Below are 20,659 nucleotides of genomic sequence, written 5' to 3'. Positions count from 1 at the left end.
GCAGGGCGGGCTGCCGCCGGGTCAGGGTTCGATGATGATCTTGCCTGCCGTGTGGCCTTCCTGGTTGAGGGCGAAGGCCGCTGCGGCATCGGCGAGGGGAAAGGTTTCGGCGACCGTGACCTTCAGCCGGCCGCTGTCGGCGAGCTTGGCGAGTTCGGTGAGGTCGCTGCCGACGGGGCGGACCCACATCCACTGGCCGTCCGCGCCGAGGACACTGGGGTCGGCGATCGATGCGTGGCGGCCGTCCGGCGCGAGGACGGCCTGGGTGACGTCGAGGACGCCGCCGACGAAGTCCGCCACGACGGACACCCCGTCCGGGGCGAGTGCCCGGACCCGGTCGACCAGGCCCTCGCCGTACTGCACCGGCTCGCAGCCCAGTTCGCGCAGGCGGTCGTGGTTGCGCGGGGAGGCCGTGCCGATGACGCGGGCTCCGAGCGCCCGGGCGATCTGTACGCCGAAGCTGCCGACGCCGCCTGCCGCGCCGTGGACGAGGACCGTGTCGCCCTCGCCGGTGTCCAGGCGGGTGAGCAGCTGGTAGGCGGTGAGGCCGGCCAGCGGCAGGCCGGCTGCCTCGCGCCAGCCGAGGGAGGCCGGCTTGCGGGCGAGGGCGCGCGCGGGGACGCTCACGTACTCGGCGAAGGTGCCGCCGTGGACGTAGTCCTTGCGCGCGTACGCCATCACCTCGTCGCCGACGGCGAACTCGGGGACGTCGATGCCGAGCCGCTCGACGGTTCCCGAGACGTCCCAGCCGGGGACCACGGGGAAGAGGACGTCCATCAGCCCGTCGAGGCCGCCCGCCATGATCTTCCAGTCGACGGGGTTGACCGCGGCGCACCGGACCTTGACGAGGACCTCCCCCGGCGCCACCTTCGGCATGGGCAGGCGGGTCTCGCGGAGCACCTCCGTCCCGCCGTACTCGTCGTACGCCATCGCCCGCATGGTGTCCTCGGACATCGCACCGACCTCTCGTGTGGGTGTGGGCCGGTCCCATCCCACCACGGTCCGCGGCCGGGCGCGCGCTACTCGAACTCGGTGCCGCCCTTGCGGGTCAGGTAGGCGGGGCTGACCGCCTTGGCGATGGCCCGGCCGCCGACGACCGGGCTGTACCGCTCCGCGGCCGGGCGTATGACGACGCCCTCGCGCAGGTGCGCCTGCCGGCCGGAGACGGTCTCGCGGCCCGTGGCCAGCTCCAGGACCGTGTCCAGGTCGTACGGTCCCTCGTACAGCCGCGGTACGAGGGGCAGGGCGCCGTCGGAGAGGAGTTCCGCCGCGTCCAGCCAGCGGACCTGCCCGTCGATCTCGGCCGACACGTCGAAGACGGCGTACCCGGGGCCCGAAGTGCGCGCGTCGGTGCCGTAGGCGAGGTCCTGGACGCCGGCGCCGTACACCTCGGCGAAGATGCCGACGCGGGTGGCGCCCAGCCGGGCCGCGAGCTTCGCGGCGGCCTCGGCGACGCGGTGGCCGCGGACGGCGCGCCAGTAGAGGTTGCGGTCGTCCTCTGTCAGGGCGAGGCTCTTCGAGCCGCAGCCCTTGGAGGAGACCAGCACCCGGTCCTCGGCGGCCAGGTAGGTGAGCAGGCAGGCGGTCCCGTGCAGCTTCTCCGTCAGGACGACCTGCTCGCCCGGCTCGAAGAGGTCCGGGTAGCGCTGGATGTTCTCGACGTCGACCCACGGCAGCAGGTCGGGCGCGGCCTCCACGTCGCCGCTCATCGAGGTCGGGATCGGCGGCACCCACTTGGTGATGCCGAGCCGCTCCGCGAAGTCCGTGCCCTCCTCGGCGGCGCGGGCCAGGTCGACGCCGGCGAGCGCGCGCGGCCGGCACACCAGGCCCTGCGACAGCTCTCCGCGCAGCCGGACCGCCTTCACCCGGTCGGCGCCGGAGCCGGAGAGGCGGCCGGTCAGGCCGAGTTCCGCGATCAGGTCGGCGGGGAGGACGGCCTGCTCGGGGATGTACAGGGCGAAGTCGCCCGTGGCGTAGGCACCCTTGGCGACGACCGCCCGGTACAGGCCTACTTGGGCGAGCTCCAGCGCGTCGGCGTGGGGATGCTCGTGGACGGTCAGCTGCTCGACGGTGACCTTCAGCGTGGACATGGGCGGCTCCTCGGCTCGGCGGGGGGGGGTGGCTCCCACACTTTCCGAGGAGTTATTTGCGCTGGTCCAGCTCTTTTCCGGGTGTTAATGTGCCGAGTTCTCGCAACCTGTCGTCAGATGGTGAACTGTGCTCGGGTCGCAGGGCCGTAGACGCCCGACGGGTCGCCGTTGATGTCGCGGTCGCGCTGGAGCTGGGCGACGCCGCGCTTCGTCTGCCCGTCGTACACGCCACTGACCTTCACGTACGTGAACCCCTGTGCGTAAAGCGCCTCCTGGAGGGCGGTCACCTCCGACCCCCGGTCGCCCATGCGGAGCGTGCCGCCGTCGCCGGTCTGCGGCCTGCGGGACGGGGCCGAGGCGGACGGCGGCGGCGAGCTGTCTGCCTTGGGGCTCGCCGACGGGGTCGGCGAGGCGGTGCGAGTCGCGGTGGCGGAGGGGGCGGGGTCCGGGGCCGGGTCGGGGGCCCGCAGCTCCGGGACGGACACGTCGGGCCGCTGGGAGGAGAACGCCGGCTCCGGTTCGGCGTCCCCGCCGGGCAGGAGGGCCAGCGCGCCGGCGCCGAGCAGGAGGGCGGCTCCGCCGGCCGCCCACAGGGGCTTCCGGCTGCGGCGGTCCTCCTGCCGCCGGCGGCGGGCCGCCGCGCGGCCGCCGGGCGCGGAGGCCGGGGGTGCGGAGGAGGCCGGGGGTGCGGCGGAGGCCGGGGGTGCGGCGGAGGCCGGGGGTGCGGCGGGCTCGGGGAAGGCGGCCGGCGCCGCGGGGCCGGGTTCCGGCCAGGTGATCCCTGCTGCTGTGGAGGTGTGCGGGTGGGGGCCCGCCGGGGTCATGTAGGGGCGTACGAGGCGGCCGTCGTCGGACCCGGGCTCGCGGGCGTCTGGGGACATCGTGCTCTCCCGGCGGGGAATGGGACGGCCGGTGTGGCGGTGCGGCGCCGGCCCCCGGCCGGTCGGGGCCGTTCCGGTGGGCGGTTCCTGACCGGCGCACTCTCGCCGACCGGGCGGACCCGGTCAAGCCCGGTGTCCGAACTGCACCATCCGTCCTGCCGGTCGGGGCGCCCTGCCGTGGTCGGCGGTGCGGGGAGGGCGGAACACGGCGGTGTCACCCGGACGCGTGAGGGGCGGGGCGCCGGCCGGGCCTCCGTCAGGCATCGTGGACGGCATGCAGCTACGCCGGGCCCTGCCCCTGTCCCTCGTCGCACTGCTCGCCGGGGCGGGCTGCGCAGCGGCCGGCCCGGAGCCGCCGCCGCGCGGGCCGGTGCCGCCGCGGACCTCCGTGCCGCCGCCCGCCGCGCGGGAGGCGGCGCGGAGGCGCCGCGCGGGCCGGCCCCGACGGCCGGGCCGCCGACCCCGCCGCGGACGGCCCCGGCGGATGGGGCGGAACAGCCGCCGTCCGGGGTCCCCGATCCGCCGGCGCGGAGTGAAGGCGCCGTCGTGCGGCCGTCCGCGCGGGCCTCGCTCCCTGCCGTGCCGCGGCGCGTGCAGCCGCCGCGGCCGCGGCCGGTGCGGCCCCGGCCGGTGCGGCATACCGCCGTGGCGTCCCCGGAGGGCGCGCGGCCGCCCGGTGCGGAACCGGAGGCGTTCCTGCCGTACGGCGACGACCCCTGTGCCGCGGCGGAGGGTGCCGTGCCGCCGTCGGTGATGGACCTGTGCGTCCGGCAGTACGGACACTGACCGGTTCAGGCGCTCCGGCGGACGCCCGCGGCGACCGCGGCGCAGCGCCGGGCCGTGTGCCTGCGGGCGGTGCGCAGGCGGCGCAGGGTCGTGTGGCCGCGGCGCCGCCATTCGCCGCGGGGCAGGGCGGCGCGCTGGCCGCCGCTGGTGATGAGGGCGTTGACCGGGGCGTGCGGGTCGGTCGCCATGCCCTTGGCCACCAGGACGCCCACCACGAGGGGCAGCACGGCCACGGCCAGGGCCGAGCCGGCGACGGCCACCTGCTGGATACGGGGGCGCGGGGTGCGGAGCGGGGCGTCGGTGGTCATGGCCCCATTCGACCAGCGGCGGCGCGGCGGGGTATCGGGGCGGATACTCAGGTCGTCGGGAGCGGGGTACTCAGGTGCGGCGGGGTGGAGGGGAGGCGGTCGGCGTGGTCGGGTCCGGGGTGTCGTTCGAGGCGGCCGACGGGGACGGGCCGGCGGCGGGTGGCGGGCGGCGCGCCGACGAGGTGCGCACCGCTCATGAGGGGCTGTTGCAGATCCGTCGTGTGGTGAACGGGCCGGAGGGCGAAGGAGTTCCCGCACCGTGGGAAGTCCGGGCCATGCCGCGGGCGGTGGCGCTGGCGCTGGAGGCCGCGGGTCTCCCGCCGTCGGCCGTGGACGCGGAGGGGCGGCGGGTGCGGACCGGCTACCGGGTCGCGGAGGGCCCCGAGGGGCGGGCGCAGGTGTCGTGGGTCGGGCCGCCGGGCAGTGGCGCGGCCGGTGAGGAGCGGGAGCGGCTGGCGGAGTGCGCGGCGGTGCTGGAGCGGCTCGGGTGGGTCTGCCTGCTCTACCGGGGTCCCCGCAGCCGGCGCTTCGTGGAGGTCGAGGCGCCCTGCTGATCGGGCTGGGGCAGTGCCGCGACCTCGGCGGCGACGGCGGAGCGGAGGCCGGGCGGGCCGACGGCCTCGGCCTCTGCACCGAGCCCCAACAGGTCCCCGACGGCGACCGGCTGCGCCTGGGACGTTCCTGCTGCGGGAGGACGGCGCGTTCGACGCGGGCGGCACCCGGTGCGCGTTCGGGGTCGTGCCCGGCTCGGGGACGGGCGGGCCGGCCGGGCTGTCCGGCTCGGGCTCGTTCGCGTACCGGCACGGCGACTCGTCCGTGCCGTATGCCGTATGCGTTCGCGTACAAGCTGGGCCGACCGGGGGCGGGAGGGCGCGGAGCCGTGCGGCCCGCGCCCTCCCCCGGCTACGGTGCGCCGAAGGCGAGGGTCAGCTGCGGGGTGCCCTCCCCGGCCGCCGCCTCGGACGACCACAGCCACAGGGCGTCCGACCCCGAGCCGGTCAGCGCCACGCTCCAGGAGGAGCCGAGGGCGGCGGCCACCGGCGCCGCGGACAGGCCCGTGGTGTGGACCGCCGAGCCGTCGGGGACGGGGCCGAAGGTGCCGAGGGCCGGACCGCCCGGCTCGGGACGGGTGTTGTAGGTGGTGGCTGCCTCGCTCCATGCCCCGGCGACCGGCACCACCGAGACGGTGTCGGCCGTTCCGGCGCCGCTCATCGTGCTGGTCTTCACGCTCAGCGAGGCCGACTTCAGCACCGTGCCCGGCGGCGCCGCCGGCAGGTCGAAGCGCAGGTAGGACGTGTACAGCGGGTTGCCGCGGACGGCGAGCGACCCGGAGGTGCCGAAGGCGGTGCCGGGTGCCCCCGCGTTGGCGTACGTGTCCTCGGCGGCGGTCACCCGGACGACCGAGTCGGCGGGCGCCGAGGCGAGGCGGTGGTGCTCCTGGACCTGCGCGGGGGTCAGGACACTGCCGTAGACGGCCGTCTCGTCCAGGCGGCCCGCCCAGAAGTCGCTGGACGGCCGGTTGGGCCAGCTGGTCAGGTTGTCTCCGCCCGCGTGCCAGTAGCCGGCGAAGTTCTCGTGGGTGGTGACGTTCAGGGTGCCCCGCTGGACGCCGTCGACGTAGAGGGCCATCCCGCCGGGCCCCTGGGTGGCGACGGCGTGGTGCCACTTGTCGTCGTTGTAGGAGCCGGCGGTGGTGACGGTGCGGGTGGCGCCGGTGTAGACGCCGAAGACGAGGCGCCCGTCGTTGGTCATGTACAGGTGCTTGTCGTACTGGCTGCTGCGGCGGTCCTGGTTGCTGCCGAAGCCGAAGAGCTTGCCGCCGCGGGTGGTGTTCGTACGGAACCAGGTCTCGATGCTGTAGGCGGCGCCGACCGTCTGCCGGCGGTCCCCGTACACCTTGGTCGCGGCGCCGTCGAAGCCGATGGCGGTGCTCGCGCCGGTCACGGCTGCCGGGGTCTGGCGCAGGGCCGGTCCGGCGAGGTGCACGCCGTTCTGGTTGCCGCCGGCGGACGAGTCGGCGGCGTACGGCAGGACCGCGTCGTCGTAGCGCCAGTACAGCTGCGCGCCGTCGGCGCGGACCCGTTCCGCGTAGGCGTCGGCCGAGTGCGGGACGGTCACGGACGCCGTCGCCGACAGGGCGCTGGTGTTGCCGGCCGCGTCGGTCGCCGTCACCCGGTAGGAGTACGTCTGGCCGGGCGTGACGGCGGTGTCGGTCCAGGACGCCTGGGGACGCCTGAAGAAGAGGGAGTCGGCGGCCACCGTGGCGACGGGGGTCGCCGAGCCGTTGCGGTACACCCGGTACGTCAGCCTGCTGTCGTCCAGGTCGAGGCTGGTGCGCCAGCGGACCTGCACCTCGCCGGGCCGGAAGCTCGCCGCGCTCGCGACGGGTGTCGTGGGGGCGCCGGTGTCGCCCGTCGACGCGAAGCGGGTCAGGCTCTGCTGGGCGGCCCCGTTGACGGTGGTGAACTCGCCGCCGACCCACAGGTAGCGCACTCCGGCCTTGGCGCCGACCGCCATCACGCGCGGCCCGATGCCCTCGCCGATGCCGTCGTTGGTGTCGGGCGACCAGCCCAGCTTCCCGGTTCCGGTGGTGGGCTGGGCGAGGAGGTGGTGGCGGGCCCCGTCGGGGAACTCGCCGACGCTGGAGCAGTCGTGGGCGTGCGAGGCGCTGTAGAGGACGCCCTGGTCCGGGAGGACGGCCTGGGTGGCGCCGAGGCAGGTGTCGCGCCAGCGCTGGCCGAAGCCGGCGAGGTCGAGGGCGATGCGGCCGTCGAAGACGCCGCCGCCGGTGCCCTCGTTGGCGGTGTAGAAGCCGCTCTCGTCGGTCGCGATGTCCTTGACGACGGAGTTGGTGTGGATGAAGTTCGGATAGGCCTTCGTGACGGCGCCGCTCGCGGCGTCCACGACGGCCAGGGCGTGTGAGGCGGTGCCGCCCACGGTGAAGAAGTCGCCGCCGAGAAGGACGCTCTTCCCGTCCGGGGTGAGTTCGACGGCCCGGCCGGGCTCGTCGGCGTCGGCCCGGAAGGGGCGCAGCGCCCCGTCGGCGGCGGCGACGGCGGCGAAGCGCTGGCGCGGCTGGCCGGAGACGGTGAGGAAGTCGCCGCCCGCGTAGACGGTGTCGCCGCTGACGGCGAGCGCGCGGACGGTCGCCGCGAAGGCGGGGCGGAAGGACTGCTTCACCGTGCAGGTCGCGACGTCGATCGCGGCGAGGCTGGAGACGGGGGTGCCGTTGACGGCGCCGAAGTAGCCGCCCGCGTACAGGGTGGCCTTGTCGGGTGAGAGGGCGAGGGCCCGCACGGTGGCGGTGCCGCTGCCGACGGTGAAGGACAGCTTGCAGGAGCTCGGGGCGCCGGTCGCGGCGTCGAGCGCGGTGAAGTTCACGGCGGGCTGCTCGGTGCCGGCGCCGCCCGAGGGCGGGCGTACGGCGGAGAAGGTGCCGCCGGCGAAGACGGTGCCGCCGGCCTCGGCGAGGGCCCAGACGATGCCGTTGGGCTGCCAGGTCGGAAGGGCGTCGGCGGTGAAGGCCACGGGCGGGGTGACGGCCCCCGCCTGTGGGAGGACGCCGAGGCCGACGCAGGCGCCGGTCCCGGCCACGGACAGGGCGAGCGCGGCGGCCGCCCCTCTGGTTCTGCGACGCATGAACCCCCCAGGTGGTTGGTGGAGTGGTGCGCTGGTGGCCGGAAACGGACGTGTGGGGCGCCCGCGGCCTGCGTACGGGCACCCTAGGGGGAATCCGGCGCCCGTTCATCGGACTTGGCATATCGGAGGGGAAATCGGTGCGGCCGTGCGGGGGCGGTCAGGCCGTCGGCAGCGGCCGGCACAGGAGCGCCGCGGGGCCGGAGCGGGCGGCGAAGCGGGTGGTGAAGGCGATGCCGGCAGCGTACTCGCCGGGCCCGCACTGGCCCTTGTGGTGGCCGTACGCCCACTCCCCGCCGCCGGCGCCCGCGGGCCGGGCGTCTCCCCGGTCGAACCACACCGTGCGGCCCGGCCCCGCGGCGGGGAGCGCCGTGCGGGCCGGAGCGCAGAGGGCGGCCGAAACCCGGCTGCCGCGCAGGCTGTATCCGATCAGGAAGCGGTCGGCGGGGCACTGGAGCTTGGTGTACCCGGTGGCCCAGTCGCCGCCCGGCGGGACGTGCGCCTCGTTCCGGACGACGGTGTGCGCGCCGGCTGCGGCACGCAGGTCGGAGGTGCTGCACAGGCCGCGCCCGCCGGTGTGCGAGAGGCCGGCCAGGCGGGATCCGTCGGGGCAGGCGGCCTTGCGGGCGCCGCTGTCCCAGTCGCCTCCGGCGCGGGTGAGCAGGGAGGCGCTGTGGTCGCGGTGGTCGGTGGTCAGCTGGTGCCAGGACGGGACGGGGGCGACGGGTCCGGTGCGCCCCGCGGTGGCGGCGAGACCGGCCCAGGGCTGCGTACGCCAGTCCCCGGCGTCCGGTACGCCCGAGCGGCGGCCCGCGGAGTCGTACCGGAGCAGCGCCCAGCTGTCGCCGCCCGGTGTGCCGTCGGCGGCGGTGCTCCAGCCGACGAGCGGCCAGTACGCGAAGTCGGCGTCGGCGGCGGACAGCAGGCCGGCGAGGTTGCGGAACCAGGCCTTCGGGCGGGCGGCGGCCTCGTCGGCGCCGATGCCGAACTCGCTGATCCAGACGGGCGCGGTGAAGTGCGCCCCGGACTCGGCGGCCACGAACAGGGCCTGGTCGTGGACGACCTGCGCGAGCTCGTCCCGGCCGAGGTCCTGGTAGCGGGGGTCGCTGGTCTCGCCGATGCCGGTCGCGCCGCTGTGCCGGGGGCCCGTGTAGCCGTAGAAGTGGGCGGAGTAGACGAGCTTGCCGGAGCGGACGAGGGTGTGGGAGAGAGTGCGGGCCGGGGTGAGGGCCGGGCGGCCGTGCGGGAACCCGTCGACGGGGATGCCGGTCCAGTTGATGCCCTCGACCACGATCAGCAGGTCGGGGTTGCCCTCGGTGAGGATCCGGTCGGCGGCCTCCTGTGCGGCGGCGTGCCAGTCGCGGTCGTCGCCGAGGCCCCAGTTCGGGTCGTGGAAGGTGTCGCGGCGGACCTCGTTGTAGAGGTCGGCGCCGACCACGCGCGGGTTGCCGCGGTAGCGGCGGGCCACGGCCACCCAGTCGTCGGCCCACCGGGCGGTGGTCTGGCCGCTGTTCCAGCGCTCGTTGCCGTCGAGCCCGCAGCACCAGCGGGTGGTGACGGTGTGGTTGTTGAGGATGACGGCGAACCCGGCGCCGGTGAGGGCGGCGACGACGGCGTCGAACACCTGGAGCGGTGTCCTGCCGCGCAGGGCCGGGTTGGCGGCGACCGCCGCGTCCGGAACGGGGGCGGAGGTGCGCAGCATCTCGTTGGAGAACGGCAGCCGGATGCTGTTGAGGCCCAGGGCGCGGAAGTCGGCCAGGAGGGCTGGCATCGGGACGCGGTCCAGGCCGAGGGGGATCCCGTGCGAGTTCTGGCCGGCGTGGTGGGCGGCGGGGTCGGTGCGGTCGCCGGAGCCGTTCCAGGAACCCTGCGCGCCGTCCCAGTTGCCGGAGCGGAGCCGGAAGCGGTCGCCGTCGGCGTCGACGATCCAGCGGCCGCGGGTGGACAGGGGCGGGGTCCACTCCTCGGCGGCCGCGGTCAGCGCGCCGGAGGCGGCTCCCGCCGCGGGCGGCGCGGCCTGCGCCGGGAGGGCCGACACCGGCAGCGCTGCCGCCGCCAGGAGGAGGGCGAGGAGGGGGCGGACGAGGCTCTGCACGGGCGGCTCCTGCCGGTCGGGCGCCCGTGTCCGGGCGGCTGCCGCGGCCAAGTTACCGGCCGGTCAGCACGGGTGGAAGCCGCGTGCGCGGGCCGACTTGCCGGGCCGACCGGGCGAAACGGCCTCCGGCGGCGGGCTCCTGCCTCTACCGTGCCCTCAGCGGAAGCCAGAGGGGACCGGAGGGTGGGGCGGATGGACGAGGAAGAGGACCTGCGGCTGGCGAGGATGACGCCGGAGATATCGCGCCGCACCCTCGTCATGCTGCGCGGCCTCGCGGGTCTGGAGCCGGCGGAGCGCGTGCCCGAGGACGCGATGGCGGTGGCCGACGAGATCCTCGCCGAGCACGGCACGGACGGGCTGCGCGTGCTGGTGATGACGCTGGCCGCCTGGGCGACGGCCCAGATCGAGAACGTGGCCGAGCTGAGCCGGCGCAGCCACGAGGCGGTGCTCGACGCGATGGAGCTGGCCTGCCTGGAGGCCGGCGCGGAGGACTGACGGCGGGCGCTGCGTCGCATCCCGGATTCGGGGGGTCGTCGGCGACACTGGGGTTAGCGGGGGACCCTGATCGGAGGCCGTCGTGAGCACACCATCCCCTGTCCGGATCGCCGCAGTCCTCTCCGCCGAGCACCGCGGCCGGCTGATGTCCCACGCTCTGGAGGTCAACTTCCCCGAAGGCGCCCGGATCTTCGAGGAGGGATCGCCGTCGGAGTCGTTCTGGATCGTGCGCTCCGGCACGGTCACCCTCCAGACCCCGGTGCCCGGGGGGCGGCGGCCGACGCCGATCGAGAACCTCGGGCCCGGGGAGCTCGTGGGCTGGTCCTGGCTGTTCCCGCCGTACGTGTGGCAGCTGAGCGCGGAGGCGATGACCCCGGTGCGCGCGTACGAGTTCGACGCGACCGCCGTACGGATGGCGATGGACGCCGACCCGGCCTTCGGGTCCGCGGTCGGGCACTGGGTGGGGCGGGTCCTCGCGCTGCGCCTGCAGCAGACCCGCACACGGCTGCTGGACATGTACGCGCCGCGCGCCGCGTCGGCCGTCCAGTAGCCTCCGCGGCCCTGCGCCGGCCGCCGGGAGCGGCCGGGCACCGCGTGCGGGAAGCGTTTCAGCGCGTGTGTTCGGCCGAATCCCCGGCGCGCTCCCCCACAGGTCAGTGTGCCCGAGGCCGCTGCGGAGTGCATACACTCGCTCACGAACGGTGACGAAAAATCACGGTGCGAACGGGCGTTCACGGCTTGTGTCGGCAAGACTCCTGTCCGCTATCCGAAGCAACCCACCCAAGGGAGTTCGCAATGCGGTCCATCGCACGGAGTCTCGGCCTCGGTTCCGCCGCCATGGCGCTCACCGCGTTCACCGCGCTGGCCTGGCCCGGAGCGGCCGACGCCGCGCCGACCGGTACACAGAGCATGTACGCGCCGTCCGCCCTGGTCCTGTCCGTGATCGCCGGGGAGGACCCCGCGTACGGGACGGTCCAGCGCGCGGTGACCCTGAGCTGCGCCCCCAGGGCGCACGGCACGCACCCCTCCCCCGCACGGGCCTGCGCCGACATGCGCCGGCACGCCGCGGACCTCGACAGGATCGCCGAGCCCGGCCCGGGAGTCGACTGCACCCGCGAGTGGAACCCGCTGACGGTCACCGCGGAGGGCGTGTGGCAGGGCCGCAAGTTCAGCTACACCCACACCTACGCCAACCCCTGCGGCCTCTACCACACCAGCAGCACGCTGTTCGCGTTCTGACGGCGGCCCTGCACCGGCGGGGGCCGGGCGGCGCCGTGCGACCGCCGTCCGGCCCGCGCCTGCCGGTCAACCGAGTTCGAGGCTCGTCACCCCGTACAGGCCGGCCATGTCGATCCGCGGGGCCGGCCCCGTGTACATGCGGGCGGCCTCGAAGACGGGCTCCATGCCCAGTCCGGCGAGCAGGGCGGTGGCCGCGGCGTTGGCGTCCGGCACGTCCACGGCGACGACTCCGTCCGGGGTCTGCTCGGCCAGGCCGTGCAGCAGGGCGGCCGCGATGTCCGGGCCCGCCGCGTAGAGCGGGCCGATCCGGGCCGCGCCGCTGCACGGCCGGACCACTCCGAGCCCTTCGACGCGGCCGCCGCGGACCGCGGCGAGGGCGGTGCGGCCGGGCAGTCCGGTCCAGGCGGCGAGGAAGCCGTCGCGGGCCTCGGGGAAGAACCGCCGGTCGTAGCCGGCGAGCTGCTCGAACGGCAGCGAGGCGGCGTCCACCAGCTCGAAGCCGGCAGTGGCGCCGCCGGCTGCGGGGCCGCCGCCGTCCGGCCGCGGACGGCCTTCGTGGCGGACGTTGTTCCAGGCAGGCAGGAAGCCGGACCTGCGGTAGTTGCCCTGCTGCTCGACGACGCCGTCGAGGCCCACGAGCCGCCCGTCGAGCCGCTTCATCCCGGCCTGCCACAGCTGGAGGCCGTAGCCGCGGCCGCGGAACTCCGGGCGGACGATGTAGAAGCCGATGAACCCGAAACCGGTGCCGTAGCGCACGGCCGAGATGCAGGCCACCGGCTCGCCGTCGAGCCGGCCCACGAGGAAGCCCGCCGGATCGGCGACCGCGAACGCGTACCGGTCGGTGTCGCCCGGGTTCCAGCCCTCGGCGTCGGCCCAGGTGCGGATGAGCTCCATGTCGGCGCCGCTCGCGCCGGTGATCTCGAATCCCGTCATGTGCCGTGTTGTAGCAGAAGGCGCGGAACGCCCGCAGGCGTCCCGGAGATCCCCAGACGCCCGGCGGCCGGCAGGGGCCGTCAGCCCGCGCAGACGACGTCGTCCAGCTTGATCGGCCGCGAGTCCAGCCGCACGTACGCCGTGAACGTGTCCGTCCCGCCCTCGGCCCAGTACGTGGTGACGGTGGCCCAGCCGATGCCGGCGCCCGGGGCCACGGTGACCGGGCCGATGCCGACGCCCCGGGGCGCGGTGCGGGCGCACAGCAGGACGTCCAGGTCCGCGCTGTGCGCCTGTCTGTCCTTCAGGTGCTGGGACACGCGCAGCTCCCGGTCCCGGTCGGAGGGGCCGCGCTCACCGTAGAAGTCGATGAGGAAGGCGCCGATGGCCGTGGGGCTGTGGCCCGCGGCGGCCGCCGGGCCGGGATCCGCGGGGGCGGACGCGGAGGCCGGGGCGGCCGCGGGGAGCACGAGCAGGGCGGAGAGCGCGGCGCCGAGGCCGTACGGCTTGAGCTTCATGCGGGATGTGTAACCGGCGGCCCGGGCCCCGGGCGGGGGCCGGCCCCCGATCTCACTCCGGTGGGGGGCGGGATTCACCGCAGAACCGATACTGCCGGCGAAATCCGGTCGCGGGCGGCCCTGCGCCGTCCGTAGGGTCGCCCGCATGGGAAAGCCGCTCGTCGCAGTGTTCACCGGGGCCGGAGTCTCCACGGACTCCGGGATCCCCGACTACCGGGGGCCGCAGGGGCTGTGGCGCCGCGATCCCGGGGCCGAGAAGCTCGTCACGTACGAGCACTACATGGCCGATCCGGAGGTCCGCCGCCGGTCCTGGCGGATGCGCGCCGAGGTCGGGGCGCTGAACGCCCGGCCGAACGCCGCCCACCTGGCCGTGGCCGGGCTGGAGCGCAGCGGCATCCCGGTCCGGGTGATCACGCAGAACGTGGACGGGCTGCACCAGCTGGCCGGCATGCCGCCGCGGAAGGTCCTGGAGCTGCACGGCACCGCCCGGGCCGTGGTGTGCACGGCCTGCGCCGCCCGGACCCCGATGGACGAGGCGCTGGCCCGGCTCGCCGCGGGCGAGGCGGACCCCGCCTGCACGGCCTGCGGCGGAATCCTGAAGCCGGCGACGGTGATGTTCGGCGAGCGGCTGGATCCGGAGGTGCTGGCGCAGGCCGTGGCCGTCGCGAAGAACTGCACGGTGTTCTTCGCGGTCGGCTCGACGCTCCAGGTGCAGCCGGCCGCCTCGCTGGCCGGGATGGCCGCCGAGGCGGGCGCGCGGCTGGTGATCGTGAACGCGGAGGAGACCCCGTACGACGCGCTCGCGGACGAGGTGGTCCGGGAGCCGATCGGGACGGCCCTGCCGGCGCTCCTCGGGGCGCTCGCCGCCTGACCGGCGCCCCCGCCGGGCAGGCGGCGGACCTCCCCCGCCGGGCGGTCAGGCGGCGTCCGCGGCCCTGCGCAGCTCCGCCGCGTCCAGCCGCTTCATCGTGAGCATGGCGGCGGTGGCGCGGGCCGCCCGGCCCGGGTCCGCGTCGGTGACCAGGTCGATCACTCCGGGCGGGATGACCTGCCAGGACACCCCGAACCGGTCCTTGACCCAGCCGCAGGCGGACTCCTCGCCGCCGTCGCCCACGAGGGTGTCGTAGTAGCGGTCCGCCTCCGCCTGGTCGTCGCAGTGGATCTGGAAGGAGATCGCCTCGGAGAAGCGGAACTCCGGGCCGCCGTTGAGGCCGACGAACTTCTGCCCGTTGACCTCGAACTCGACGGTCAGCACCTCGCCGGCCCGGTCGGGCACGGCGTCGGTGTAGTGGGCCGTCCTGCCGATCCGCCCGTCCTTGAAGACGGACACGTAGTACGCGGCGGCGGCCTCGGCCTCCCCGTCGAACCACAGGCACGTGGTGAAGCCCTTGCTCATGACTGCCTCCAGGAGGGTGCGCGGGGGCGCCTGGCCGGGCGCCGCCCCGTGTCCCTTGTAGACCGGCCCCGGGCCCCGGATTCATCGGTGGCCCGGGGCCGGGTGCGCCGGGTGCCCGGAGTGCACCCGTTCGGACTACGCCTCGCCCGCGGCGCCCTTCGCCAGCATCCGGTCGACGACGCGCTCGGCGGCGCGGCCGTCGTCCAGGTCGCAGAACTCGGCGCGGAACGCGGCGCGCGCGTCCTTGTACTGCTCGCCGAGGGCGTCGGCGTTGCGGATGGCCTCGACGAGGGCGGCCGAGTCGTCCAGGAGCGGGCCGGGGGCCTTCTCCGCCAGGTCGAAGTTGAAGCCGCGCAGTGTGGACCGGTAGTGCTCCAGGTCGTAGGTGAAGAGCAGGATCGGCCGGTCGGTCAGCGCGAAGTCGAACAGGGCCGAGGAGTAGTCCGAGACCAGCACGTCGGCGACGAGCAGCAGGTCCGTCGGGTCGGGCCAGCGGGAGACGTCGACGACGAAGCCGTCGCGGGCCCGGTCGCGGACCTGCTCGGTGACGTGGTGGTGGCCGCGGACGAGCAGGACGTGGTCCTCGCCAAGCTCGCGGCGCGCCGCGTCGAGGTCGATCTGCAGGTCGAGCTTGTAGCCGCCGGACCAGTCCTCGCGGTTCTCCCGCCAGGTCGGCATGTACAGGACGACCTTCTTGCCCTCGGGCAGGCCGAGCCGGCGCCGGACCTCGGCGATCCGCTCGGCGTCGGGGCGGACGAGCGCGTCGGTGCGGGGGGCGCCGGACTCGATGACCTCGCCCTCGTAGCCGAGCGCCCGCTTGAGGATCGGGGTGGCGTACGAGCTCGGGGAGGCGAGCAGGGTCCACTGGGCGCTGTCGTGCTCCAGGCCCTCCAGGATGTCGGGGCTCGTGTAGTAGTCGTGGATGAAGTCGTGGCCGATCTCCTTGATCGGCGTGCCGTGCCAGGTCTGGACGACGACCTGGCCCGGGCGGCGCCGGAAGCGGCGCGGCACGCTGTCGTTCACGACGTAGTAGCGGGCGCGGGCGAGGGCGTCCCAGGCCTCGACGCTGTCGTGCTGGACGGCGCGGGCGGTCGGCGGGACCTCGGTGCGGCCGTCCCGGACCAGCCAGACGTGGTCGAGCTTCTCGCCGCGCCGCAGGAGCTCCTCGTGGATGGCGCGGGGCGAGTCGCCGCCGCCGTGGCCCTGGAAGGCGTCGTAGACGACGACGTCCTTCAGCGGCAGGGCGCGGCGCGCCGGGTAGGTCTCGAAGCGCAGGACGCGCTGGGCGTACCGGGAGCGGTCGTGCGGGCTCAGCATCGGGTCGGCGACGAGCACCATGCGGTCGTGGAAGCGGGCCTCGACGCGCATCCGGCGGCCCTCGGCGGAGAGGGCGACGGGGCCGGCGTGCAGCGCGGTCGGCGCGAACTGGACCGGGGCGCCGCGGTCGACGCCGAGCAGGCCGGCGGTGGTGCCGCCCTGGGAGACGGGGCGCAGGGTGGGCCACCAGCGGCCGCTGGGCAGGGGGGTGCGGCCCGCGTACGGCTCGGGGAGGAGGGGCGCGAAGGCCGTCTCGAAGCGGTCGCCGTCCCGGGTGACGGGGTAGCTGAACTCGACGCCGCGGGCGTCGTGGAAGACGAGCTCGTACGGCTCGTCGGTCGGGGCGGTGAAGCGGCCGGCCAGGGTGATGGTGCCGTCCTGGGCGGAGACGGAGTCGACGAGCGGCGGCGAGGGCTGCACCGAGAGGGTGAGGTGGCCGGTGTTGCCGCGCTTGGCGTAGACGGACCGGCCGGTGTCCCCGCCGGGCAGCGGCAGGACGAGTCCGGCGAAGCCGGCGCGCTCGTCGTGCGCGAGGCGGTGTTCGCGGCCGTCTGCTCCGGTGACGGAGAGGCTCCACGGCTCGGGGGCCCACTCGCCGGGGCCGGTCTCGGCGTCCGGTACGGCGGCCAGGTCGGCGAGCGGCACGCGGGCGGTGAACGGGGTGCGGCCGCCGCGCGGGGTGCCGGTCTCGACGGGGAAGGTGGCGGTGGTGCCGGTGGAGACGTGCACCGCGCGCAGGGCGGCGCCGCTGATGCCCGCGGCGAGCTCGCCGGCCACTTCGAGGGCGTCGTCGCCGCTGGGGCGGACGTCGAGGGCGCGGGCGCGGACGACCTCGACCTGGATGGTCAGGGCGCCCTGGGCGTTGGGGAGGATCCGGACGTCGGGGGCCACCCAGTGGGAGGGCGGGTTCTGGCCGGTGTCGGACTCGCCGCCCTTGAGGCGGGCGCGGTGGAGGCCGCCGGGGCCGGTGACGGCGATGGAGGTCGTCCATATGCCGTCGCGCCACTTGCCGCCGGACTGGAAGACGCTCGGGTCGACGACGGCGGCGAAGCCGGCCCAGTCGGCGTGGCGCAGCGCGAGGTGCGGGGCGTTGACGGTGGCCATCGGGGAGGCGACGGTGCGGGCGCCCACGACGGTGCGGCGGCGCTTGCCGCCCTCGCGGAAGACGAGCGCCTTGCGGGAGGCGAGGCGGTTCTCGGCGCCGAGGTGGCCGGGGATCGCGTAGCCGCGCAGGAGCAGCTTGCCGTCCTTCCAGACGGCCTGCTCCAGGCGGCTGACGACGCGGCGCTCGCGGGTGCCGAGCGTGAGGAGCCTGGCGGGGACCGGCGGGCGGCCCTGCAGGAAGGGGTAGTCGGCCTGCGGGCGGGCGAGGCCCTTGACGGGCACGCTGTAGTCGTAGTCGCGCTGGTGGTGGCAGAGGGCGATGAAGTCCTCCACGCGGCCCTCGGCGGCCAGGTACGCCTTGAGGCGGTCGGCGACGGTGAGGTTCGGCCACGGTTCGGGGCCGATCTCCTTGATGAGGCCGCCGACGTGCTCGACGAACGCGGCGCGGAACTCGGGGCCGCCCTCGCCGACGTACTTGTAGATGAGCGGGAGTTCCTCGCTCAGCACGTTGTGGTCGTAGTCGCGCAGGTAGCGGGTGTACTTCGCGCCCTGCTTGGCCTTGAGGGCCTCGCGGACCAGGCGGACGGAGGTGACACGGTCGATGACGGAGACCGGGTCGGTGGAGCGCTGGGTGATGGAGCGCTCGCCGGTCTCGCGGACCCGCCAGTGGTAGACGCAGTCGCTCAGGATGTCGACGCTGGCGGCGAAGTAGTGCGCGGGGATGCTGACCGGCGCGTCCTCGTACAGGATGCCCTCGGGGTACTGGAAGCCGTGCTCGTCCCAGAAGCTGCGGCGGTAGACCTTGTTCCAGGCGGTGCGGTCGGTGACGAGCGCGGGGAACTTGGAGATGTGGGTCTTCAGCTGCGTCCTGGCGAAGGCCGCCCGGTGGCCCCAGGACTGCTGCATGCCGACGGAGCGGAAGCGCTTGACGTTGCCGCCGGCGAAGTCGGAGCCGGTCTCGTCGAGGGCGGCGATGAGCCGCTCGTACGCGTAGTCCGGCATGGTGTCGTCGCTGTCGACGAAGGCCAGGTACTCGGTTCCCTCGGTGAGGTGCCGGGCGCCGACGTTGCGGGCGGCGCCGAGGCCGGCGTTCTCCTGCATGACCACCCGGAACCGCTTGTCCCGCGCGGCGAAGGCCTTGGCGATGGCGGCGCTGTTGTCCGTGGAACCGTCGTCGACCAGGATGCACTCGAAGTCGGCGAACGTCTGGGCGGCGATGGACTCCAGGCACTCGTCGAGGTAGAGCTCGACGTTGTAGACGGGGACGACGATGCTCAGGCGCGGGGGCATGGGGTGCGGGTTCTCCAGCGTGGGGAAAGCTCTTGGGATGATCAGTAGGTGAGAGCATCCTACTCGGTTACAGGATGATAAAGTCCCCCCATCCTGGACATATCCCATGGTCCGCCGGGACGGACGGCAAAGAATTCCGCCGCCCGTCACCTCGGCGTCGGTGTCCGGCCGAACCCCCGCTCAGATTTCGAGCTCGGCCTCGATCTTCTTCAGCTGGTGCCGGGCCATGGCCAGGTTGGCGCGGCCGCGGTCCAGCGCGAGGTACAGGAAGAAGCCCGAGGAGCCGCGGCCCTTCATCAGCCGGATCAGGTGGTACTGGCCGCCGAGGGTGATGAGGATGTCCTCGATCTCGTCCTTGAGGCCGAGCATCTCCATCGTGCGGACCTTCGCCCGGACCACGTCGGTGTTGCCGGCCGCGGCGACGCCCAGGTCGAGTTCCTTGCCGCCGCCGACGGTGCCGAGCGCCATGCCGCTGCCGTAGTCGACGAGTGCGGCGCCGATCGCGCCGTCGATCACGGTGGTCGCTTCCTTGAGCGCGGTTTCGACGTTCACGGTGTGTTCCTCTTTCTTCGGGTGGTGGGGTGCTGCATGCGGGTCAGCCGGCCGGCCCCGGCCGCGCCGGCGGGAGCGCGGGCGGCAGCGGGGGCCGGGGCGGGGCGGTTGCCGCGACCCGGCGGGCCAGGGTGTGGTCGAGCAGCTCCGCTATGCGGAGGCTGGATCGGCGGGCTTCGAGGTGCAGCCGGCCCACGTTGACGCGGGGTTCCGCGATCAGGGTGAGGACGGCGGCGTCGCCGGCCGCGTAGGTGGCCACGTAGCCGTGCTCGCCGCGGACGAGCAGTTCGCGGAAGCCGCCCTGCCCGGTGCTGTCGCTGAGCCGCTGGGCCACCCCGAGGGCGGCCGCGGTCAGGGCCGCGACGGCCTCGACCTCGGTGGCGGCGCTGTCCTGCGCGAGGACCAGCCCGTCGGAGCTGCCGGCCAGGGCACCGCTGAGCTGCGGGACCCGGGCTCGGAGCCGGCGGAGCTCGGCGAGTATCTCGGCTTCGGCCTCGGCGGGCACCATCGCCGTGCTCATGTCGGCTCTTCTCCTTTCGGGCTGCCCCCGCTCGGAGCGGTCGGCGCGCTCGGGGCGGTCGGCGCGCTCGGAGCGCAGAGCCGGTCGCAGCGGGAGCCTCACAGGCTTGCCTCCAGTGCGTCGCGTAACCGGCGGAGCAGCGCCACGTCCGGGGATTGGGTGTCGGTCATCCATTCGGGCAGGGTGGTCGCGGCGCGCACAGCCCGAACCGGCGCGAGCGGGGTCTCCACCAGGCCGGCCGCGGCCAGCCGCCGCACGTCGAGGAGGGTGTGGAAGGCCGGCCGGCCCAGCACCCAGGCGAGGTCCGCCGGGGTCCGCAGGCCGTCCGCATGCGCGAGCAGGGCGCGCTGGCGGGCCGTGACGGTCTGGCCGGGGGCGGCGGAGCGGGGCACCACGGGGGAGGTGTCGAGCTGCGGGTAGGGCCACACCGCGTCGAGCAGCTCCCGCCGGCGCCGGGTCTCGCGCTCGACGGCCGCGGCCGGGACGGAGCGGACGGAGCCGATCCAGTGGGTGGCGCCGCGGCGGAACCGCGAGGGGCCGCTCCCCGGGGAGAGGGCGAAGAAGGCGGCGTCGAAGATGGCGGCGAGGTGGCATATCTCCAGTTCGCCGCCGGCGAGGCCGCCGCTGTCCACGAGGAAGCGGGCGACCTGGCGGCGGGCGCCGGCCCGGTCGACGGCCTCGCGCCAGCGTTCGGGGGCGAGGCTCCCGCCGGTGGTGAGGAGGACGTCGAGGCCGGGGGTGGCGGGGCTCTCCGCGTGGACGATGCGGCCGTCCTCCAGGAAGAGGGTGCCGCGGTCGCGGAGCAGGGCGCCGGTGGCACGCTCGGCGGCGAGGCGGGTGAGCAGCGGGGACACGGCGGCGGTGGCGAGGCCGGTCATCTGAGCACCAGCCCCTCCGCGAGGGCCCTGAGTCTGTGCCGGGCGAGGGCCAGGTTGCCCTCGGTGCGGTCCAGCCACAGGTGGAGGAAGACGCTGCTGTCGAAGCTGGTCTCGACGAAGCGGAGCACGTGGTAGCCGCTGCGGGTGGTCACGATCACGTCCTCCACGGGCTGGGCCCGGTCGGCCGCGGCACCCGGCGCCGCATCGGGGCCCGCCTGCGCGAACGACTCGTACTCGGCGGCCGCCCGGGCCAGCTCCGCCGTCTCGGCCGCGGTGGTCTCGTGGTCCCCGACCGGCGAGTCCCCGGCGGTCCCCAGGGCCAGCCCGCTGCTCCAGTCCACCAGCGCGGCGCCGCGTGCACCGGGCAGCGCCATGGCTTCGAGCAGGCATTCGTCGATCCCGGGCAACGCGGGCTCCCCTCCCGGCCAGATGTGCGAAGTGCACGGTCCTTCGGCGCGACAGGAGGGAACCTACTCAAGTTCCGCAGCGTGCAACGGCCTTCCGGCATTTTCCGCGGGAACATGCGCGGAACCGCGCGACACCTTGGCTGGAACCCGACAACTTTTGACCGTGATTGCTGATCACGGCGCGGCGGGTGTCCGACGGCCGCCCCTTGCGGACCCG

General features: G+C 75.0%; 21 protein-coding genes and 1 pseudogene. 7 read left to right on the top strand and 15 right to left on the bottom strand.

Annotation, left to right across the window (positions count from 1 at the left end; all coding sequences use genetic code 11):
- Nucleotides 1-21: 21 nt before the first annotated feature.
- From MUK52_RS28140 to MUK52_RS28130, 3 genes are all read right to left on the bottom strand, one after another.
- The gene (locus MUK52_RS28140; RefSeq protein ID WP_114058761.1) at nucleotides 22-939 is read right to left on the bottom strand and encodes an NADP-dependent oxidoreductase; all 918 of its coding nucleotides are present in this window, start codon (nucleotides 937-939) and stop codon (nucleotides 22-24) included.
- A gap of 80 nt (nucleotides 940-1,019) precedes the next feature.
- Entirely contained in the window at nucleotides 1,020-2,090 is a 1,071-nt protein-coding gene (locus MUK52_RS28135) for an RNA ligase (ATP) (RefSeq protein ID WP_284581125.1), read from the bottom strand.
- A 113-nt stretch (nucleotides 2,091-2,203) separates the two neighbouring features.
- Entirely contained in the window at nucleotides 2,204-2,971 is a 768-nt protein-coding gene (locus tag MUK52_RS28130; RefSeq protein WP_284581123.1) for a peptidoglycan-binding domain-containing protein, read from the bottom strand.
- Between the two features lie 645 nt (nucleotides 2,972-3,616).
- Here MUK52_RS28130 and MUK52_RS28125 point away from each other — a divergent pair.
- Nucleotides 3,617-3,757 (top strand): hypothetical protein, encoded by a 141-nt coding sequence (locus tag MUK52_RS28125; protein ID WP_162793262.1) that lies wholly within the window; start codon nucleotides 3,617-3,619, stop codon nucleotides 3,755-3,757.
- A 5-nt stretch (nucleotides 3,758-3,762) separates the two neighbouring features.
- Here the strand turns inward: MUK52_RS28125 and MUK52_RS28120 are convergent, their stop codons facing one another.
- Both MUK52_RS28120 and MUK52_RS33220 read right to left on the bottom strand, forming a co-directional pair.
- A complete protein-coding gene (locus MUK52_RS28120) occupies nucleotides 3,763-4,065 on the bottom strand; it encodes a hypothetical protein (protein ID WP_114056342.1) in 303 nt (100 codons plus the stop codon).
- A 47-nt stretch (nucleotides 4,066-4,112) separates the two neighbouring features.
- Nucleotides 4,113-4,262 carry a hypothetical protein gene (locus MUK52_RS33220; RefSeq protein ID WP_342777115.1) on the bottom strand — a complete coding sequence of 50 codons (150 nt, stop codon included), beginning with the start codon at nucleotides 4,260-4,262 and terminating at the stop codon, nucleotides 4,113-4,115.
- A gap of 78 nt (nucleotides 4,263-4,340) precedes the next feature.
- Here MUK52_RS33220 and MUK52_RS33215 point away from each other — a divergent pair, with 78 nt between their 5' ends.
- Both MUK52_RS33215 and MUK52_RS33210 read left to right on the top strand, forming a co-directional pair.
- Nucleotides 4,341-4,619, top strand: a complete 279-nt coding sequence (locus tag MUK52_RS33215) for a hypothetical protein (protein ID WP_342777116.1) — start codon at nucleotides 4,341-4,343, stop codon at nucleotides 4,617-4,619.
- Nucleotides 4,501-4,866 (top strand): annotated as a pseudogene (locus MUK52_RS33210) (DUF3224 domain-containing protein); the annotation flags it as partial. The gene MUK52_RS33215 and the pseudogene MUK52_RS33210, both read left to right, overlap by 119 nt.
- 102 nt (nucleotides 4,867-4,968) lie before the next feature.
- Here MUK52_RS33210 and MUK52_RS28105 read toward each other — a convergent pair.
- Nucleotides 4,969-7,704: a LamG-like jellyroll fold domain-containing protein gene (locus tag MUK52_RS28105; protein WP_284581119.1), complete on the bottom strand. Its 2,736-nt coding sequence runs from the start codon at nucleotides 7,702-7,704 to the stop codon at nucleotides 4,969-4,971.
- A 157-nt stretch (nucleotides 7,705-7,861) separates the two neighbouring features.
- On the bottom strand, nucleotides 7,862-9,796 hold the full coding sequence (locus MUK52_RS28100) for a glycoside hydrolase family 5 protein (protein ID WP_502963604.1): 1,935 nt from the start codon (nucleotides 9,794-9,796) through the stop codon (nucleotides 7,862-7,864).
- A 192-nt stretch (nucleotides 9,797-9,988) separates the two neighbouring features.
- On the opposite strand from MUK52_RS28100, the gene MUK52_RS28095 reads away from it, so the two are divergent.
- The 3 genes from MUK52_RS28095 (at nucleotide 9,989) to MUK52_RS28085 (ending at nucleotide 11,530) form a co-directional block, all read left to right on the top strand.
- Nucleotides 9,989-10,291, top strand: coding sequence for a hypothetical protein (locus MUK52_RS28095; RefSeq protein ID WP_114056346.1), 303 nt, complete (start codon nucleotides 9,989-9,991; stop codon nucleotides 10,289-10,291).
- A gap of 82 nt (nucleotides 10,292-10,373) precedes the next feature.
- Nucleotides 10,374-10,841: a Crp/Fnr family transcriptional regulator gene (locus MUK52_RS28090; protein WP_174250421.1), complete on the top strand. Its 468-nt coding sequence runs from the start codon at nucleotides 10,374-10,376 to the stop codon at nucleotides 10,839-10,841.
- 245 nt (nucleotides 10,842-11,086) lie between these two features.
- Nucleotides 11,087-11,530, top strand: coding sequence for an SSI family serine proteinase inhibitor (locus tag MUK52_RS28085; protein WP_174250422.1), 444 nt, complete (start codon nucleotides 11,087-11,089; stop codon nucleotides 11,528-11,530).
- Nucleotides 11,531-11,596: 66 nt separating this feature from the next.
- Here the strand turns inward: MUK52_RS28085 and MUK52_RS28080 are convergent, their stop codons facing one another.
- Nucleotides 11,597-12,463: a GNAT family N-acetyltransferase gene (locus MUK52_RS28080; protein WP_114056347.1), complete on the bottom strand. Its 867-nt coding sequence runs from the start codon at nucleotides 12,461-12,463 to the stop codon at nucleotides 11,597-11,599.
- 80 nt (nucleotides 12,464-12,543) lie between these two features.
- Nucleotides 12,544-12,978 (bottom strand): hypothetical protein, encoded by a 435-nt coding sequence (locus MUK52_RS28075; protein WP_114056348.1) that lies wholly within the window; start codon nucleotides 12,976-12,978, stop codon nucleotides 12,544-12,546.
- Nucleotides 12,979-13,123: 145 nt separating this feature from the next.
- Here MUK52_RS28075 and MUK52_RS28070 point away from each other — a divergent pair, with 145 nt between their 5' ends.
- On the top strand, nucleotides 13,124-13,849 hold the full coding sequence (locus MUK52_RS28070; RefSeq protein WP_114056349.1) for an SIR2 family NAD-dependent protein deacylase: 726 nt from the start codon (nucleotides 13,124-13,126) through the stop codon (nucleotides 13,847-13,849).
- Nucleotides 13,850-13,894: 45 nt separating this feature from the next.
- Here the strand turns inward: MUK52_RS28070 and MUK52_RS28065 are convergent, their stop codons facing one another.
- From MUK52_RS28065 to MUK52_RS28040, 6 genes are all read right to left on the bottom strand, one after another.
- Nucleotides 13,895-14,374: a VOC family protein gene (locus MUK52_RS28065; protein WP_284581111.1), complete on the bottom strand. Its 480-nt coding sequence runs from the start codon at nucleotides 14,372-14,374 to the stop codon at nucleotides 13,895-13,897.
- A gap of 135 nt (nucleotides 14,375-14,509) precedes the next feature.
- Nucleotides 14,510-18,085, bottom strand: coding sequence for a bifunctional glycosyltransferase/CDP-glycerol:glycerophosphate glycerophosphotransferase (locus MUK52_RS28060; protein WP_284581109.1), 3,576 nt, complete (start codon nucleotides 18,083-18,085; stop codon nucleotides 14,510-14,512).
- 180 nt (nucleotides 18,086-18,265) lie between these two features.
- Complete coding sequence (locus tag MUK52_RS28055; protein ID WP_114056352.1) at nucleotides 18,266-18,637, bottom strand: hypothetical protein; 372 nt, start codon at nucleotides 18,635-18,637, stop codon at nucleotides 18,266-18,268.
- A gap of 43 nt (nucleotides 18,638-18,680) precedes the next feature.
- A complete protein-coding gene (locus MUK52_RS28050) occupies nucleotides 18,681-19,145 on the bottom strand; it encodes a roadblock/LC7 domain-containing protein (protein ID WP_114058764.1) in 465 nt (154 codons plus the stop codon).
- A gap of 110 nt (nucleotides 19,146-19,255) precedes the next feature.
- Complete coding sequence (locus MUK52_RS28045; RefSeq protein WP_284581107.1) at nucleotides 19,256-20,035, bottom strand: transcriptional regulator; 780 nt, start codon at nucleotides 20,033-20,035, stop codon at nucleotides 19,256-19,258.
- Nucleotides 20,032-20,442, bottom strand: a complete 411-nt coding sequence (locus tag MUK52_RS28040) for a hypothetical protein (RefSeq protein WP_114056354.1) — start codon at nucleotides 20,440-20,442, stop codon at nucleotides 20,032-20,034. The genes MUK52_RS28045 and MUK52_RS28040 overlap by 4 nt, the downstream gene beginning before the upstream one ends.
- Nucleotides 20,443-20,659: the final 217 nt, after the last annotated feature.

It is taken from the genome of Streptomyces sp. 2P-4 (assembly GCF_030167965.1).
GTDB classification, from domain to species: Bacteria; Actinomycetota; Actinomycetes; order Streptomycetales; family Streptomycetaceae; genus Streptomyces; species Streptomyces globosus_A.
This window is presented reverse-complemented; position numbering and strand designations above follow the sequence as displayed.